Source organism: Nocardioides sp. Root1257 (assembly GCF_001425175.1).
Lineage (GTDB): Bacteria > Actinomycetota > Actinomycetes > Propionibacteriales > Nocardioidaceae > Nocardioides.
Genome location: NZ_LMDV01000001.1, coordinates 405,263 through 420,705, shown reverse-complemented (window position 1 = coordinate 420,705; position 15,443 = coordinate 405,263). Strand labels below are relative to the sequence as shown.

General features: G+C 69.8%; 17 protein-coding genes. 15 read left to right on the top strand and 2 right to left on the bottom strand.

Annotated elements, in window-relative coordinates; genetic code table 11:
• Window positions 1-29: 29 nt before the first annotated feature.
• From ASC77_RS02085 to ASC77_RS02060, 6 genes are all read left to right on the top strand, one after another.
• Window positions 30-467 carry a VOC family protein gene (locus ASC77_RS02085; protein ID WP_056148232.1) on the top strand — a complete coding sequence of 146 codons (438 nt, stop codon included), beginning with the start codon at window positions 30-32 and terminating at the stop codon, window positions 465-467.
• Between the two features lie 97 nt (window positions 468-564).
• A complete protein-coding gene (locus ASC77_RS02080; protein WP_156390874.1) occupies window positions 565-1,362 on the top strand; it encodes a hypothetical protein in 798 nt (265 codons plus the stop codon).
• 52 nt (window positions 1,363-1,414) lie between these two features.
• Window positions 1,415-2,716, top strand: coding sequence for an MFS transporter (locus ASC77_RS02075; protein WP_235547395.1), 1,302 nt, complete (start codon window positions 1,415-1,417; stop codon window positions 2,714-2,716).
• Window positions 2,717-2,795: 79 nt separating this feature from the next.
• The gene (locus ASC77_RS02070) at window positions 2,796-3,599 is read left to right on the top strand and encodes a hypothetical protein (protein ID WP_056148228.1); all 804 of its coding nucleotides are present in this window, start codon (window positions 2,796-2,798) and stop codon (window positions 3,597-3,599) included.
• 64 nt (window positions 3,600-3,663) lie between these two features.
• Window positions 3,664-4,224 carry a hemerythrin domain-containing protein gene (locus ASC77_RS02065; protein ID WP_056148224.1) on the top strand — a complete coding sequence of 187 codons (561 nt, stop codon included), beginning with the start codon at window positions 3,664-3,666 and terminating at the stop codon, window positions 4,222-4,224.
• A gap of 4 nt (window positions 4,225-4,228) precedes the next feature.
• A complete protein-coding gene (locus tag ASC77_RS02060; RefSeq protein WP_056148221.1) occupies window positions 4,229-4,612 on the top strand; it encodes an MmcQ/YjbR family DNA-binding protein in 384 nt (127 codons plus the stop codon).
• On the opposite strand, the gene ASC77_RS02055 is transcribed toward ASC77_RS02060, so the two are convergent.
• On the bottom strand, window positions 4,578-5,249 hold the full coding sequence (locus ASC77_RS02055; protein ID WP_056148218.1) for a potassium channel family protein: 672 nt from the start codon (window positions 5,247-5,249) through the stop codon (window positions 4,578-4,580). The two genes, ASC77_RS02060 and ASC77_RS02055, sit on opposite strands and share 35 nt — an antisense overlap.
• A complete protein-coding gene (locus ASC77_RS02050) occupies window positions 5,246-5,800 on the bottom strand; it encodes a DUF1707 domain-containing protein (protein WP_056148216.1) in 555 nt (184 codons plus the stop codon). The genes ASC77_RS02055 and ASC77_RS02050 overlap by 4 nt, the downstream gene beginning before the upstream one ends.
• Before the next feature lie 257 nt (window positions 5,801-6,057).
• On the opposite strand from ASC77_RS02050, the gene ASC77_RS02045 reads away from it, so the two are divergent.
• The 9 genes from ASC77_RS02045 to ASC77_RS02005 are packed head-to-tail and all read left to right on the top strand — an operon-like array spanning window position 6,058 to window position 15,327.
• The gene (locus ASC77_RS02045; RefSeq protein WP_056149768.1) at window positions 6,058-6,780 is read left to right on the top strand and encodes an MlaE family ABC transporter permease; all 723 of its coding nucleotides are present in this window, start codon (window positions 6,058-6,060) and stop codon (window positions 6,778-6,780) included.
• Between the two features lies 1 nt (window position 6,781).
• Window positions 6,782-7,621 (top strand): MlaE family ABC transporter permease, encoded by an 840-nt coding sequence (locus ASC77_RS02040; RefSeq protein WP_056148214.1) that lies wholly within the window; start codon window positions 6,782-6,784, stop codon window positions 7,619-7,621.
• Complete coding sequence (locus ASC77_RS02035; RefSeq protein WP_056148211.1) at window positions 7,622-8,923, top strand: MCE family protein; 1,302 nt, start codon at window positions 7,622-7,624, stop codon at window positions 8,921-8,923.
• On the top strand, window positions 8,920-10,008 hold the full coding sequence (locus ASC77_RS02030) for an MCE family protein (RefSeq protein ID WP_056148208.1): 1,089 nt from the start codon (window positions 8,920-8,922) through the stop codon (window positions 10,006-10,008). The genes ASC77_RS02035 and ASC77_RS02030 overlap by 4 nt, the downstream gene beginning before the upstream one ends.
• Window positions 10,005-11,000, top strand: coding sequence for an MCE family protein (locus tag ASC77_RS02025; protein ID WP_056148206.1), 996 nt, complete (start codon window positions 10,005-10,007; stop codon window positions 10,998-11,000). Before ASC77_RS02030 ends, ASC77_RS02025 begins: the two co-directional genes overlap by 4 nt.
• A 1-nt stretch (window position 11,001) precedes the next feature.
• Window positions 11,002-12,219: an MCE family protein gene (locus ASC77_RS02020; protein ID WP_056148203.1), complete on the top strand. Its 1,218-nt coding sequence runs from the start codon at window positions 11,002-11,004 to the stop codon at window positions 12,217-12,219.
• The gene (locus tag ASC77_RS02015) at window positions 12,216-13,574 is read left to right on the top strand and encodes an MCE family protein (RefSeq protein ID WP_056148201.1); all 1,359 of its coding nucleotides are present in this window, start codon (window positions 12,216-12,218) and stop codon (window positions 13,572-13,574) included. Before ASC77_RS02020 ends, ASC77_RS02015 begins: the two co-directional genes overlap by 4 nt.
• The gene (locus tag ASC77_RS02010) at window positions 13,571-14,833 is read left to right on the top strand and encodes an MlaD family protein (RefSeq protein WP_056148198.1); all 1,263 of its coding nucleotides are present in this window, start codon (window positions 13,571-13,573) and stop codon (window positions 14,831-14,833) included. The genes ASC77_RS02015 and ASC77_RS02010 overlap by 4 nt, the downstream gene beginning before the upstream one ends.
• Window positions 14,830-15,327: a hypothetical protein gene (locus tag ASC77_RS02005; protein ID WP_056148195.1), complete on the top strand. Its 498-nt coding sequence runs from the start codon at window positions 14,830-14,832 to the stop codon at window positions 15,325-15,327. The genes ASC77_RS02010 and ASC77_RS02005 overlap by 4 nt, the downstream gene beginning before the upstream one ends.
• The last annotated feature ends 116 nt before the right edge of the window (window positions 15,328-15,443 follow it).

The following is a 15,443-nucleotide window of genomic DNA, read 5'->3' as shown; positions in this document are numbered from 1 at the left end:
AGGACGACGCTCACCCTCGGGAGGATGAGATGACTACTGCCAAGACCGTTCAAGTCACCTTCGACTGCGCCGACCCCCGGGCGCTCTCGCTGTTCTGGAACGCGACCCTCGGCTACGAGTTCCCGGCGCCGCCGCCCGGCTTCGACTCCTGGGACGCGTTCTCGGAGACGCTGCCGGAAGAGAAGCGCAACATGGCCTCCGCGTCCCAGGACCCTGCGGGCGTCGGGCCGCGGCTGTTCTTCCAGCAGGTGCCCGAGGACAAGATCGTGAAGAACCGCGTCCACCTCGACGTGCGGGCCGCACCCGGGCTCGAGGGGGACGACCGGATGGCCGCCCTGGAGGCCGAGTGCGAGCGGCTGGTCGCGCTCGGCGCCACCCGCCTCGAGCGCTCCGAGCCCGCTCCGCCCATGAGCGGCGGATTCATCGTGATGCAGGACCCCGAGGGCAACGAGTTCTGCCTCGACTGAGGCCTCTGTAACGCAGCCGACGCTGCGGACGCTTTCACCCTCGAGACCGGTGTGGCCACGGGGGTGCACACCGGCTCCTGACTCGAGGGAGACGACGATGCGTCGGTTCATGGTTCGGGCGGCCGGCGCCGCTGTAGCCGTGCTGGTGACCGCTGGGGTGGTGACGGTGCCGAGCAGCACCGAGGCGGCCACACCTCACCGCGCGGTGTATGCGCGTGCCGCGGCGGTCACGCTGAAGGCGCCGGCGCGCGTCGACAAGGGCAATCGGCTCGTCCTCACCGGCACGGTCCGCAACCGGGCCGTCGGGACCCCGGTCGTGGTGCAGCGGATGCTCCGCTACGTCGGCGAGTGGCAGAACGTCGGGAGGACCAAGGTCGGCAAGCGCGGCGCCGTCCGTTTCGTCGACGTCCCCCACCGCGCCGGTGACCGCTACTACCGGCTCGTGGTGCCCACCAAGCACTCGCGGGTGCAGAGCAGGGCGGTGCTCGTCACCGTCTGGGAGTGGATCGACCTGAGCGAGCTCCCTTTCCACGAGCGCGTCGCCACCTTCCAGCGCCAGACGGTGTACGACCAGAGCGCCGAACGGCACGAGGACGGGATCCTGGCCGACCGGGTGGTCGACAGCGGCTACATGGAGTGGGAGGTCCGCGACACCCGCGGCGCGTGCACGCGTGTGCAGGCCCGCCTCACCGCCTCCGGCATCGATCTCGCGCACGGCCGCCTGGTGGTGGACGGCGTGGTCGTCGCCGCCGCCGAGTTCCTGGACGGGGGCGGTGAGATCGGGGTGTCGAAGGACATCTCGGGCGCGGACCTCCTCCGGTTCGAGTGGGACAAGCAGGCCGGCAGCTCCACGTCGCCGGCGATGATCGACTCGAGCATCTACTGCCCGTTCTGACGACCGAGACCCGGGCCGGGGCAGCGGGTGGAGCAGCCCTAGCATTGACGGAGTGAACCAGCCGACCACGATCACGCCGCGCGCGTGGTCGGTCTGGCTGGTCGGGCTGCTGATCTACTTCGTGGCGGTCTTCCACCGCTCGTCGCTCGCGGTCGCCGGTCTCGCGGCCACGGAGCGCTTCGACATCTCAGCCGCCCAGCTGGCGACGTTCACGACGCTCCAGCTGCTCGTGTACGCCGGCATGCAGATCCCGGTCGGCCTGCTGGTGGACCGGTTCGGCTCCCGCAGCATCCTGCTGTGCGGCCTGACCCTGATGACGCTCGCGCAGGGCGGCTTCGCGCTGGCCGACAGCTACTCCGCGGCGCTGGTTGCCCGGGTGTTCGTCGGCATGGGCGACGCGATGACCTTCATCTGCGTGCTGCGTCTGGTGGCCACCTGGTTCCCGACCCGCCGGATCCCGTTCTTCACCCAGCTGACCGGCACCCTGGGTCAGCTCGGCGCCGTGCTGGCCGCGGTGCCGATGACCTGGGCGCTGGGCCACCTCGGGTGGACGAAGGCCTACCTCGTCGCCGCCTCGCTCGGTCTCGCGCTCGCGGTGGTCGTGCTCCTGGTCCTGCACGACAGCCCGTCCCGTCGTCACCTGCGCGGCCCGGCGATGTCGTTCGCAGCCGTGCGGCACAGCCTGGCGTCCTCGTGGGCGCACCCCGGGACCCGGCTCGGGTTCTGGATGCACTTCTCGACCCAGTTCAGCGCGACGGCGCTCAGCCTGCTGTGGGGCTACCCGTTCTTCGTCAAGGGCGAGCACCAGTCGTCGGCCACGGCCGGTGCGCTGCTGACCGTGATGGTGCTCGCGGTGATGGCCGCCGGACCGACGCTCGGCTGGCTGGTCGGGGCGCACCCGTGGCACCGCTCGACGATGGTGCTCACCATCGTGTCCGCCATCGTCACGGCCTGGACGATCGTGCTCGCCTGGCCCGGGCACGCGCCGACCTGGATGCTGTTCGTGCTCGTCGTCGTGGTCGGCATCGGTGGCCCCGCCTCGATGATCGGCTTCGACGTCGGCCGCACGTCCAACCCCAACGAGCGGCTGGCCAGCGCGAGCGGGATCATCAACCAGGGCGGCTTCGCGGCGAGCCTCGTGCTGGTCATCGTGATCGGCGTCGTCCTGGACTGGCGCACGCCGGGCAGCAGCACCGACTACACGCCGTCGGCGTTCCGCTGGGCGATGAGCACCCAGTACGTCATCTGGGCGATCGGCCTGGTCCAGGTGGTCCGCTACCGCGTGAAGACCCGGCGCGTGGTCGACCGCGACGAGCTCGAGGGGATCGCCATCCGGTCTAGTCCAGCCGTGTAACGTCAGCGGCCCCGGCGGCGCTGTGGTGGTTGCCAGGCGTCGATCGCCGGCGTACGACGACGAACGGAGACTCGGAACCATGAAGCTCAGCCCCAAGATCACCGTCCTCGCCCTCGGGGCGGTCCTCACAGCAGGACTGGTCGCCCCGGCCACCGCCAGCAGTGCTCCGGCGGAGCGCAAGGCTGCGTTCAAGGTGACCCTGAAGGCCAGCAGCACCAAGGCCATCGCCGGCAAGCCGCTCATCATCGCCGGCAAGGTGCGGCCCGCTGCGAAGGGCACCACGGTCGTCCTGCAGAAGAAGCTGGCCGGCAGGAAGTGGGTCGTCGAGAAGCGCCTCAAGACGAGCAAGAAGGGCGCCTTCACCTACACCGACAAGCCCAACCAGCTGGGTGTGCGGCAGTACCGCGCCGTGGTCCCGAAGGCGGGCAAGGTGGCGGCCGGCATGAGCAAGCCGGTGAAGGTGACCGTCTACCAGTGGCGCTCGCTCACCACGATCCAGCCCCGCACCGCCGTGGGCACCCAGCGGGTCTTCGACGCCAAGATCGCCGGCAAGGCCTACCCGGACTCCTACGGTCCGTCGGGCTCCGCCTTCCAGGGCAGCGCCGACTGGAACCTGGACCCCACCTGCACCACCCTGCGGGTGCGCTTCGGCAACGGGGACAACAGCGACGAGGGCGCGACCGCGAACCTCACCCTGACGGGCGACGCTGAGTCGCTCTTCAGCGGCTCCTTCGGTCTCACCCAGTCGCAGGCCAAGACGTTCGACGTCCGGAAGGTCTTCCGGCTGGCCTACTCCTGGACGTCGACCGTCGCGGGCAGTGACCTCCCGGCGCCCGGCGCGCAGCCGCTGCTCGCCACGCCCGAGCTGCTCTGCGCCTCCTGAGGCACGCGTCACCTCCCGCCGGAGGTCGGGTTTCGCCCGGCCTCCGGCGGGCTACGTTCCGGGCATGACGACCATCGACCTGGGCCGGCCCGTACAGGGTGACGTCGTGGAGCTGATCCTCGACGACCACCGACGCTTCGAGACGCTGCTGCGCGACCTGCGCGACAGCAGCTCGGACCGCGACGCCGTACGCCGCGCCTTCGCCACCCTGCACGTCGCGCACGCCGAGGCGGAGGAGAAGTACGTCTACCCGAAGCTGCGCCGCAAGCACGCGGTCGGCGAGCACGAGGCCGAGCACGGGGTGGAGGAGCACGCCGAGGGCAACGAGGCGCTGCTCGCCGTGCTCGAGCTGAAGGGCACCGACACCCAGGCCTTCGACGACGCGGTCGAGGAGCTCGCGAAGGTGGTCAACCACCACCTGACCGAGGAGGAGCTGACCATCCTCAACCCGGCCCGGGACGAGGTCGGGCCGCAGGCGCGCGCCGACCTGGGGGAGCAGTTCGCGACCGAGCGGAACGCCCAGATCGACGCCGACTGCGGCACCCTCACCAACGTGCGCCGGATCGTCGCGGCGGCCCGCCAGGAGGGCCTGCTCGACGAGGACGGGGACGACGACGAAGAATGAGCCCGTGGACGTCGAGGAGCTGCAGGCCTACTGCCTCGCGAAGCCGGGTGCCTGGCCCGACTTCCCCTGGGAGCACGAGCATCCGGTGATCAAGGTCGGCGAGGGGGAGCGCGGCAAGATCTTCGCCTTCCTCGGCGCCACGGGGGTCGGCGTCAAGGGCGGCCCCTCCCGCGAGGTCGCCGACGAGTGGCTCGACCGCTTCCCCGGGGACGCGACCGTGATGCGCTACATCGGCCGCTCGGGCTGGAACGACCTGTCGTTCGGCGGTGCGATCCCCGACGACGAGCTGCTCGAGGCCGTCGACGAGTCCTACCGGCTGGTCGTCGCGAAGCTCCCGAAGAAGGACCGCCCTGCTACTCCGGACGCTGACGGACCACCGCGAGGCTGACGAGGCGGGCGACGACCAGGGCGACGTAGAAGACGCCGGCGACCATCTCGACCATCGCGAGCGACCGGGCGTGGGCCTGGACGGGCACGACGTCGGAGAGGCCGACGCTGGTCAGGGTCGTGAACGACAGGAAGAGCAGCTCGAACCAGGTCCGGTCCCCGGTGCCCACGGCCCCGATGAACGAGTCCGGCCAGATGACCTGGGCCGCGACGTAGACGTACGCGAAGCCCCAGGCGACCACCGTGAACGCCGCGCCGGTCGCGAACAGCTCGTCGCGGGTGACCCGGTCGTCGTGGAAGAGGTAGCGCAGCATCGCGTACGAGACGTAGAAGTAGAACGGCGCGTGGAAGAGCGCCGAGGCCAGCACGACGCCGTCGACGTCCGGCTGCACGGCCTCGACGACCGTGAGGATCATCGCGGGCCCGCCGAGCAGGACCGCGACCCAGGTGAGCGCCGGGGTCCGGCGTACGGCGGCGAGCGCGGCCAGCACGATCGCGAGCTGGACGACGCCGAAGACCGAGCGGCCGAGCGCGGTCTGGTCGAAGAAGGGGTAGGCGAGCACCGCGAGCAGCTGGCCCGCGAGCAGGATCGCCGAGGGGTGCGCGAGGACGGCGTGGAGCCGCTGGCGGATGCTCACTCCGACGCCCGGTCGTCGGGGGTCCAGGGCTGGCCGAGCTCCTTTGCGCGCTTCTTCTCCAGGCGGCGCTCGTGGCTGGCGACGATGTCGCGCTTGCGGGAGACGGTCTTCGCCACGTTGATCCCGGTGCCGAGCGCGACGAAGGCCGGCCACGGGAAGTGGCCCGGGCCGGTGGTGAGGAACCAGATCACCGTGCAGATGAGGGTGGCGAACAGGAACCCGAAGACGGCCTCGCGCCGGTCCGAGCGGTACTTCTCCACCGCGCGGTCGTGGATCTCGGTCGGCGTCGCCTCCGCCAGCCCGGCCCGGGCCGGGGTGGGGGTCGCGGTCGACACCAGGTCGGCCACGAGGGGCGCGAGCTCGCCGAGGGTGCGGGTCTGCAGCGCCTGCCCGCTCCGTTCGTCGAACTCCTCGCGGTCCAGGCGACCGTCGGCGTACGCCTCGGTCAGCGCCTGCTGCACGACCGCCCGGTCCTGGTCCGAGGCCCGCATGGACTGGAACTGCGCGTCGCGAGGGTCGCGGCTGAACGACGACCAGAACTCCCTGTCCACGCGGTCATCGTAGGTGGCGGGCTCGTCGCGCCTCGGACCCCAGCACCGGTCCAGCCCACGTTTCGGGGGCGTTACCTCCGGGGATGTACGTCGTTGACGCATGGGAGGAACAAGTTCTAGCAGGGAGCGCTGGGACTTGGGTTTGCCCGGAATGAGAACACGTTCTATTCTGCGGTGGCTGTCTAGACCAGTTGGGGAGGTGCACGGTGGCGTTCTCCGCTGCGTCGATCGTGCGAGGCCCCGGTGAGCTGGCCGCCATGGTCATCGACGTCGCCAAGCGCACTTTCACCACCCGCTTCCAGCTCCGCGAGTTCATCGAGCAGGCCTGGTTCATCACCAGCGTCACGCTGATGCCGACCATCCTGGTCTCGATCCCGTTCGGCGCGGTCATCTCGCTCCAGGTGGGCAACCTGACCGGCCAGCTCGGTGCCCAGTCCTTCGCGGGCGCGACCGCGGTCCTCGCGGTGGTCCGCGAAGCGGCCCCGATCGCCGCGGCCCTCATCATCGCCGGCGCCGCCGGCTCGGCGATCTGCTCCGACCTCGGCGCACGCAAGATCCGCGAGGAGATCGACGCGATGGAGGTGCTCGGGGTCGACCCGATCGCCCGCCTGGTGGTGCCGCGCGTGCTCGCCACGATGTTCGTCGCGTTCATGATCATCGGAATCGTGATCGGCGCCGGCATCGGAGGCGGCTACTTCTTCACCGTGATCATCCAGGGCGGCTCCGCCGGCGCCTTCCTGTCGTCGTTCACCGCCCTGGCCAGCATCAACGACCTCTACATCGCGATCGTGAAGGCCGTCGTCTTCGGCGGCATGGCCGCGATCGTCGGCGCCTACAAGGGCCTGAACGCCGGCGGCGGGCCCAGCGGTGTCGGCCGGGCCGTCAACGAGTCGGTGATCGTCGCGTTCATGCTGCTGTTCTTCATCAACGCCGTCATCACCGCGATCTACTTCCAAGTCGTCCCCCCGGCAGGTCTCTGACATGGCGACCATCGGCGCGCTCAGCAGCTCGTTCGTCAAGGGACGGCGCGACTGGCTCGAGCACTACGGCGACCAGCTCCTCTTCTACGTCAAGGCGCTGCTGTGGGTGCCGCGCGCGATCAAGCGCTACCCGCGCGAGATCACCAGCACCCTGGCCGAGGTCACCTTCGGCGCGGGTGGTCTGACCCTGATCGCGGGCTCCGCGGGCGTCATCGCATTCCTGGCGTTCTTCGCCGGGACCGAGGTCGGCATCCAGGGCTACGCCTCGCTGAGCCAGATCGGGGTCGCGAAGTTCAGCGCCTTCATCTCGGCGTACTTCAACACCCGCGAGGTCGCCCCGCTGATCTCCTCGATCGCGCTGGCGGCGACGGTCGGCTGCGGCTACACCGCCCGGCTCGGCGCGATGCGGATCTCGGAGGAGATCGACGCGCTCGAGGTGATGGGGATCCCGTCGCTCCCGTTCCTGGTGACCACCCGGATGATCGCCGCGTTCATCGCCGTCATCCCGCTGTACGTCGTCGCGCTGAGCGCGTCGTACCTCTCGCCGCGGCTGATCACGACCTACATCTACGGGCAGTCGCCGGGCACCTACGACCACTACTTCCTGCAGTTCCTGCCGCCCATCGACATGCTGTGGTCGTTCTTCAAGCTGCTGTTCCTGGCGACCGCGGTGATCCTGATCCACTGCTACTACGGCTACACGGCCTCCGGGGGCCCGGCCGGCGTCGGCACCGCCGTGGGCCGCGCGATCCGCACCAGCATCGTCACGATCGTGGTCGCCGACTTCTTCCTGAGCTTCGCGATCTGGGGCTCGACCACCACGGTGAGGATCACCGGGTAGATGTTGGTCAACGTCTACCACGACAGCCCGGCGGAGCACCGTCGGCTGATGCTCGCGGGCGTCGTCTTCATCACGGCCGTCGGGCTGCTGATCGGGCTGTCGATCGCGATCTACCAGAAGACCTTCGAGCGGGACACGACCATCACCATCAAGGCCGACCGCGCCGGCCTCCAGCTCGCGAAGTTCGGCGACGTCCGGCTCAACGGAGCGCTGGTCGGCCAGGTCCGCAAGATCGACCAGGACGGCAAGGAGGCGGTCATCACCGTCGCCCTCCAGCCCGACGAGGCCAAGCAGATCCCCGAGAACGTCAGCGTCCAGATCATGCCGACCACCCTCTTCGGGCAGAAGTTCATCTCCCTGGTCCGGCCCGACGACCCGTCGACCAGGTCGCTGTCCGACGGCGACGTCATCCCGGCGAGCCGGGTCGAGACCAACGTCGAGCTGAGCCGGATCCTGGCCAACCTGTTCCCGCTGCTGCGCGCCGTCCGTCCGGCCGACCTCAACGCCACCCTCAACGCGCTGGCGACGGCGCTGGGCGGTCGCGGTGAGCAGCTCGGCCAGACCATGGACGAGCTGGACTCCTACCTCGGCGAGATCAGCGACCACCTGCCCACGCTGCGCGAGGACCTGGTCAAGCTCGCCGACGTCGCCCACACCTACGACCTGGCCGCTCCCGACCTGCTCGCCGTGCTGCGCAACGTGACGACGACCGGGCAGACCATCATCGACAACAAGGCCCAGCTGGGCACCTTCTTCTCCGACCTCCAGGGCGTCGCGGACACCTCGACCCGGATCCTCGGCGACAACGAGGCCAACCTGATCCGCGTCGGTCAGGTCACCGAGCCGGTGCTCAAGCTGCTCGCCGTCTACTCGCCCGAGTTCCCGTGCCTGATCAAGGGGGCCGCGAAGTACGCGCCGCGGCTGGCGAAGACCTTCGAGGGCAACCAGGTCAAGCAGTACATCGAGTTCGGCACGCCGCAGTACCGCGCCTACGACCAGCGCGACCGCCCGACGTACGGCGAGGTCGGCCACGGCCCGTGGTGCCTCGGCCTGCCGAACCCCAAGGTCCCGGCGCCCCCGATCGCGCTCGACCAGGGCAGCGACATGGACGAGCACCCGCCCACCTCTCCGCTGCCCGGCCTCAACCGGGTCGGCGCCGACTACTCCGGGAGCACCGGCGAGCAGCAGATCCTGAACGCGATGCTCGCCCAGCGGACCGGCGCCGACGCCCAGCAGTACGGCGCGCTCGGCTCGCTGATGTACGGCCCGCTGGTGCGCGAATCGGCTGGTGCTGCGCGATGAGCTCACGCAACGCCACCACCATCTCGGCCGCCATCAAGCTCGGCATCTTCACGATCATCTCGCTGCTCGTGACCGGGCTGCTCGCGGCGATCATGGGCAACGTCGGCTTCGGGTCGGGCACGACCTTCAAGGCCGTGTTCTCCAGCGCCTCGATGCTCCAGAAGGGCGACGACGTCCGGGTCGCGGGCGTCAGCGTCGGCGAGGTCAAGAAGGTCGAGCACTACCACCGCGACCAGGCGCTGGTGACGTTCCGGGTCAAGTCCGACGTCCCTCTCACGACGGCCTCGCGGGCTGAGATCCGCTTCCTCAACCTGGTCGGCGACCGCTACCTCGCGCTCGAGGAGGGCTCGGACGCCGACGCGAAACCGCTGTCGGACGACGGGACGATCCCGATCGGCCAGACCAAGCCCGCCCTGGACCTGACCGTGCTCTTCAACGGGTTCCAGCCGCTCTTCCAGGCGCTCAACCCGAAGCAGGTCAACGACCTCAGCATGAACCTGGTCCAGGTCCTCCAGGGCGAGGGCGGCACCGTGCAGGGGCTGCTCGCGAAGACGGCGTCGCTCACCAACACCCTCGCGGACCGCGACGAGCTGATCGGGCGCGTCGTCGACAACCTCAGCGAGACCCTGACGACGGTGGACAGCCGGCACCAGCAGCTCAACGACCTGGTCATCGGGCTGAAGAACTGGATGACCGACCTCGCCCGGGACCGCTCGACCATCGGGTCGTCGCTGCAGAACATCTCCGACCTCACCGTGGTGGTCGCCGACCTGCTCCGGCAGGGACGCCCGCTGATCAAGTCCGACGTCGCCAAGCTGCGCAAGCTCGCCGCCCTGCTGAACGAGAAGGAGTCGCGCAAGCAGGTCATCGAGATGCTCGACCGGCTGCCCGAGTCGATGACCGACCAGACCCGGACCGGCACCTACGGCAGCTGGTACAACTACTACATCTGCGGCTTCAGCGGTCGCATCACGCTGCCGGCCGGCCTCGGTGAGCTCCCCGGCGTCAAGCAGCTGATGAGCGAGCTGAACCACCTCGACTTCCGCTCGACGGCGCCGCGCTGCAACGGAGCGACCACGCCATGACGACCGCCAGGCGCTACAGCGAGGCACGGGTCCTGCGACTCGGCGCGATCACCCTGGTGGTGATGGCGCTGATCATGGCCGCCGCCTTCAACCTCGGGAAGTTCCCCGGGTTCCGCGGCACGACCTACCACGCCGAGTTCAAGGACGCGAGCGGCCTGCACGTCGGCAACATGGTCCAGGTCGGCGGCATCCGGGTCGGCCGGGTCCAGGACGTCGAGCTCAAGGACAGCCACACGGTGATCGTGACCTTCGACGTCGACAACGGCGTCGAGTTCGGCACCGACACGAGCGCCTCGGTCGAAGTGCTCAGCCTGCTCGGCGAGAAGTACCTCGAGCTGCAGCCCGCCGGTCCCGGCCAGCTCTCGTCCGACGACGTGATCCCGGTCGACCGCACCCAGTCGGCGTACGACATCGTCGGCGTGTTCAGCGACCTGACCACCACGACCGAGCGGATCGACACCGACCAGCTCTCGAAGGCGCTCAACGTCGTCGCCGACACGACCGACAAGGCGGCGCCGGAGATCGAGCAGAGCTTCCGCGGCATCGCCCGGCTCTCGCAGTCGGTCGCCTCGCGCGACGACCAGATCCAGGCCCTGCTCAAGGGCTCGCAGAGCGTGAGCAAGGTGCTGGCGGCCCGCAGCGAGGACCTGGTGTCGCTGATGAAGAACAGCGACCTCGTCTTCCAGGAGGTGCAGCGCCGCAAGCAGGCCGTGCACCTGCTGCTGGTCAACGCCCGCGACCTGGCCACCCAGCTGCGCGGCGTCGCGGAGGACAACAAGGCCCAGATGGGACCGGCGCTCAAGGAGGTCGACGACCTGCTCTCGCTGCTCAACTCCAAGGACAAGCAGCTGAAGGCGACGCTCGGCGCGCTCGGGCCGTACGTCGACATCCTGAGCAACATCATCGGCACCGGCCCGTGGTTCGACGCCTACGCCTCCAACCTGCTCGCCATCCCCACCGGCGAGTTCGTCCCGACCCGCGGGGAGGGCTGACATGGTCCCCAACACGCTCGTCGGCCGGGTCCTCGGCGTCGTCCTCGCGCTCTGCCTGGCCCTCGCCGCCTACTTCTTCGCGATCCGCGACACCACGGAGACGAAGACGGTGACCGCCCACTTCCCGCGCGCGGTGAGCATCTACCAGGGCAGCGACGTGCGGATCCTCGGCGTCAACGTCGGCCGGGTCACCGCGGTGACCCCCGAGGGCAACTCGGTCCGCGTCGACATGGAGTACGACGCCAAGTACTCCGTGCCCGCGGACGCCAAGGCCGTCATCGTGACCCCGACGCTGGTCGCCGACCGGTTCGTCCAGCTCACCCCGGCGTACGACAAGGGCGACGAGCTGATGGCCGACGGCGCCGACATCGCGCTGCCGGAGACGGCCGTGCCGGTCGAGCTGGACCGGATCTACGCCAGCCTGCGCGACCTGTCGGAGGCGCTCGGGCCCAACGGCGTCAACAAGGACGGCACCCTCGACCACGTGCTCGCCGCGGGCGCCCACGCCCTCGACGGCAAGGGCGAGCTCGGCAACCAGATGCTCACCCAGCTCGCGGCCGCGGCCCAGACCTTCGGCGATGGGAGTGGCCCGCTCTTCGACACTGTGACCCAGCTCGCCCAGCTCACGACGACGCTCGCGGAGAACGACAAGTTCGTGCGCGCGTTCGTGCGCGACCTCGCCGGCGTGTCCTCGCAGCTCGCCGACGAGCGCACCGAGATCCGCCAGTCGCTCGCCGCCGTCGCGGACGCCGTCGGCACCGTCAAGGGGTTCGTCCACGACAACCGTCAGGCGCTGGTGACCGATGTCGAGAAGCTGACCCGGGTGATGCAGACGATCAACTCCGAGAAGGACAGCATCGACACCGCCCTCCGGGTCGCACCCACGGCGATCGGCAACCTCAGCCTCGCCTACAACTCGCAGACCGGGACGATCGGCTCGCGGATCGGCGTCAGCGGCAACCTCTGGGACGCCGACGGCTTCCTGTGCTCGGTGGTCCAGCAGGCCGACCTGCCGGCGAAGAGCGCCGACCTCGCGTGCGCGCTCTTCAAGCAGCTGCTCGAGCCGGTCGAGGACCAGCTCCCGACGATCCCGCCGTCCCAGCGCAGCAGCGGGTCCGCCGCCAACCGGAGCGCCACCGGCGACGAGGCCAACAGCGTCCAGCAGCGGTACGGCGAGTCCGGCGGCTCGCTCTCGCACCTGATGGGTGGGGCGTCATGACCAGGAGCAGGATGCTTCGCGCGCTCGTCCTCGTGGTCGCGCTCACGGTGACGGCGACCGGCTGCAAGTTCGACGGCGCCTACGACCTGCCGCTGCCCGGCTCGCCGGTCTCCGACGACAACTCGTTCCAGATCACCGCCGACTTCGCCGACATCCTCAACGTCGTCCCGAAGTCGCCGGTGATGGTCGACGACGTCACCGTCGGTGAGGTCACCGACGTGGAGCGGGTCGGCTGGCACGCGCGGGTCACCATGCGCGTCAAGAACAACGTCGAGCTGCCCGACAACGCGGTCGCCGACATCCGCCAGGTCAGCCTGCTGGGGGAGAAGTACGTGTCCCTCGAGCCGCCGACCCACGAGGCGGCGACCGGTCGGCTCTCCGACGGCGACACGATCGACCTCGCCGACACCGGTCGCAACCCCGAGGTCGAGGAGGTGCTCGGCGCCCTGTCGTTCCTGCTGAGCGGAGGCGGTGTCGCCCAGCTCGGCACCATCACCAACGAGCTCAACCAGGTGATGGACGGGCGCACCGACCGGCTGCGGCACCTGCTGGGCTCGCTCGAGGACGTCGTCGGCACGATCGACGACCAGAAGGCCGACATCATCAACGCGATGGAGTCGATCGCGCACCTGACCGAGACGCTCAACGCCGAGAAGAAGTCGATCACCGGTGCGCTCGACGTGGCCGGCCCCGCCGTCGCCGTGCTCGCCGACCAGCACGACGAGCTGATCGCGATGCTCGGCTCCCTCGACAAGCTCGGCAAGGTCGGCACGCGGGTGATCGGGGCGAGCAAGGACGACATCCTCGCCTCGCTCGACCACCTCCAGCCGATCCTGGCCAAGCTGCACGCGGCCGGCGACTCGCTGGCGCCCGGCCTCAACCTGCTGGTGAGCTTCCCGTTCCCGAAGGAGGCCAGCGACATCGTCAAGGGCGATTACGCGAACACGTCGATCCGCGCCGACATCAACCTCGAGAACATCATCCCGAACGGCGGCGACGGCGGCGGCGTCCCGGGCCTGCCGAACCCGGGGGAGGTGCTCACCCAGGTCGAGAAGTGCCTGCGCAGCGGCGACCTCACCAGCAAGGCCTGCCTCGCGGTGCTCGACTCCGTGAACCTGCTCAAGCAGCTCCGCGCCGACTGCAAGAAGCCGGCCTACCAGGACAACCCCGTCTGCAAGCTCGTCAACGTGGTCCCCGGCGGCGACGGCGACACCCCGGGGCTCCCCGGGCTGCCCGGGATACCGGGCCTGCCAGGCCTCGGCGACCTGCTCGGCCGCAGCCTGCCCGACGCGCTCACCAGCGGCGACCCGTCGCCGACCCCGGGACCGACCGCGCTCTACGGAGGCACCTCATGAGCCGCGGCGTACGGATCAGGATCGGCGCGTTCCTCGTGCTCAGCGCGGTCGGCATCGTCTACATCGCCGGCACCTACCTCGGCCTGGTCGACCGGGTGCTCGGCCGCGGGATCACGGTGCACGCCACGCTGCCCTCCTCGGGGGGCCTGTTCGAGGGCAGCGAGGTCACCTACCGCGGCGTCAAGGTCGGCAAGGTCTCGAAGATGCAGGCCACGGCCGAGGGCATCACCCTCGACCTGGCCCTCGAGGACGGCACCAAGCTGCCGGCTGACTCGCCGATGTTCGTCCACAACCTCTCGGCCGTCGGTGAGCAGTACCTCGACTTCGAGCCGCCCGACGACAAGGGGCCGTACGTCGAGGCCGGGGGCACCCTGCACGGCACGGCGGACTCGCTGCCGGTCGACGAGGGCGACCTCCTGGTCGAGCTCAACCAGTTCGTGAGCTCCGTGGACAAGGACAACCTGACGACCGTGGTCCGCGAGCTCGGCACGATGTTCGACGACACCGGCGTCCCGCTGCAGCGCCTCCTCGACAACGGCAGCACGTTCGTCCGCGAGGCGTCCGCCCACACCGACCAGACGATCGCGCTGCTCGACCAGGGCAAGAAGGTGCTGACCACCCAGCAGGGCGAGAAGGAGAACATCCGCTCCCTGTCGAGCAACCTGCACGCGCTGACCGACGCGCTCGCCGCGAGCGACGACGACCTCGAGACCGTCCTCGACGGCACTCCCGGCACCGCCCGGGAGCTCGATGCGATGCTCAAGGACCTCGAGCCCACGCTCCCCGTGCTGCTGGGCAGCGCGGTGAGCGTCAACCAGGTCGTGGTCTCGCACCTCGACGGCGTCGAGCAGCTGCTGGTGACCTACCCGCGCACCATCTCGGCCGGCTTCACCGGCACGCCCGGTGACGGCTACGGCCACGTCAACCTGCAGTTCGCCAGCCAGCCGCCCTGCACCCAGGGCTACAAGCCACGCAGCCAGTGGCGGCAGCCCAACGACCTGAGCGACGCCCCGATCTTCCCGGCGCACTGCACCGCCGGGCCGCCGTACGCGATGCGCGGCGCCAACTACTCGCCCGGCACGGCGGGCAACCCGTCGCCGGGTCGGCTCTACCGCTCGTCGTACGACCCGGAGACCGGCTTCGTGCAGGGTGCGGTGGACCGACAGGGCAACCCGGTACGGTTCCTCGATCAGGGGAACCTGTCGATCCTGGGAGATGACGCGTGGAAATGGCTCCTGGTGGGTCCGGTGAGCGAGTGAGGCGCCTGCACCTCGGCCTGTACGTGCTGGCGCTGCTGCTCGGCTGCGCCGTCGTGTTCGGCGGCGTGCTCGTCCAGCGGGAGCACGCGGACCGGCAGCGCGCGGCCGCGGAGCAGGAGCGGTACGGCGACGTGCTCGCCGCGGCGCGCAAGGAGATCGAGGCCTTCGTCAACATCGACTACCAGGACGCGCAGGCGAGCATCGACGCCGTCGCCGCGGGAGCGACGGGTGACTTCGCCAAGCAGTACGACACCAGCACGAAGGACGTCGTGAAGATCCTGACCCAGGCGAAGTCGGTGATGGAGGGCAAGGTGCTCTGGGCCGGCGTCGTCGACGCCGACAAGGACAGCGCGTCGGTCATCGTCGCCACGACCGGCACCGTCGCCAACACCTCGACCGGCAACAAGCCGGTCGCCCGGCAGTTCCGGATCAAGCTCGACCTGGTCCGTGAGGACGACGCCTGGAAGACCAGCAACGTGGAGTTCGTCGGATGAGCGCCCCGCGCAAGGGTCAGTCCCGCCCCGGCACCGGCCGCCCCCGCAAGATCGCGGGGCGGGCCCCGGAGGCCACTCCGGTGGTTGAGGAAGGACGAAGTCCTGTCTCGAAACCA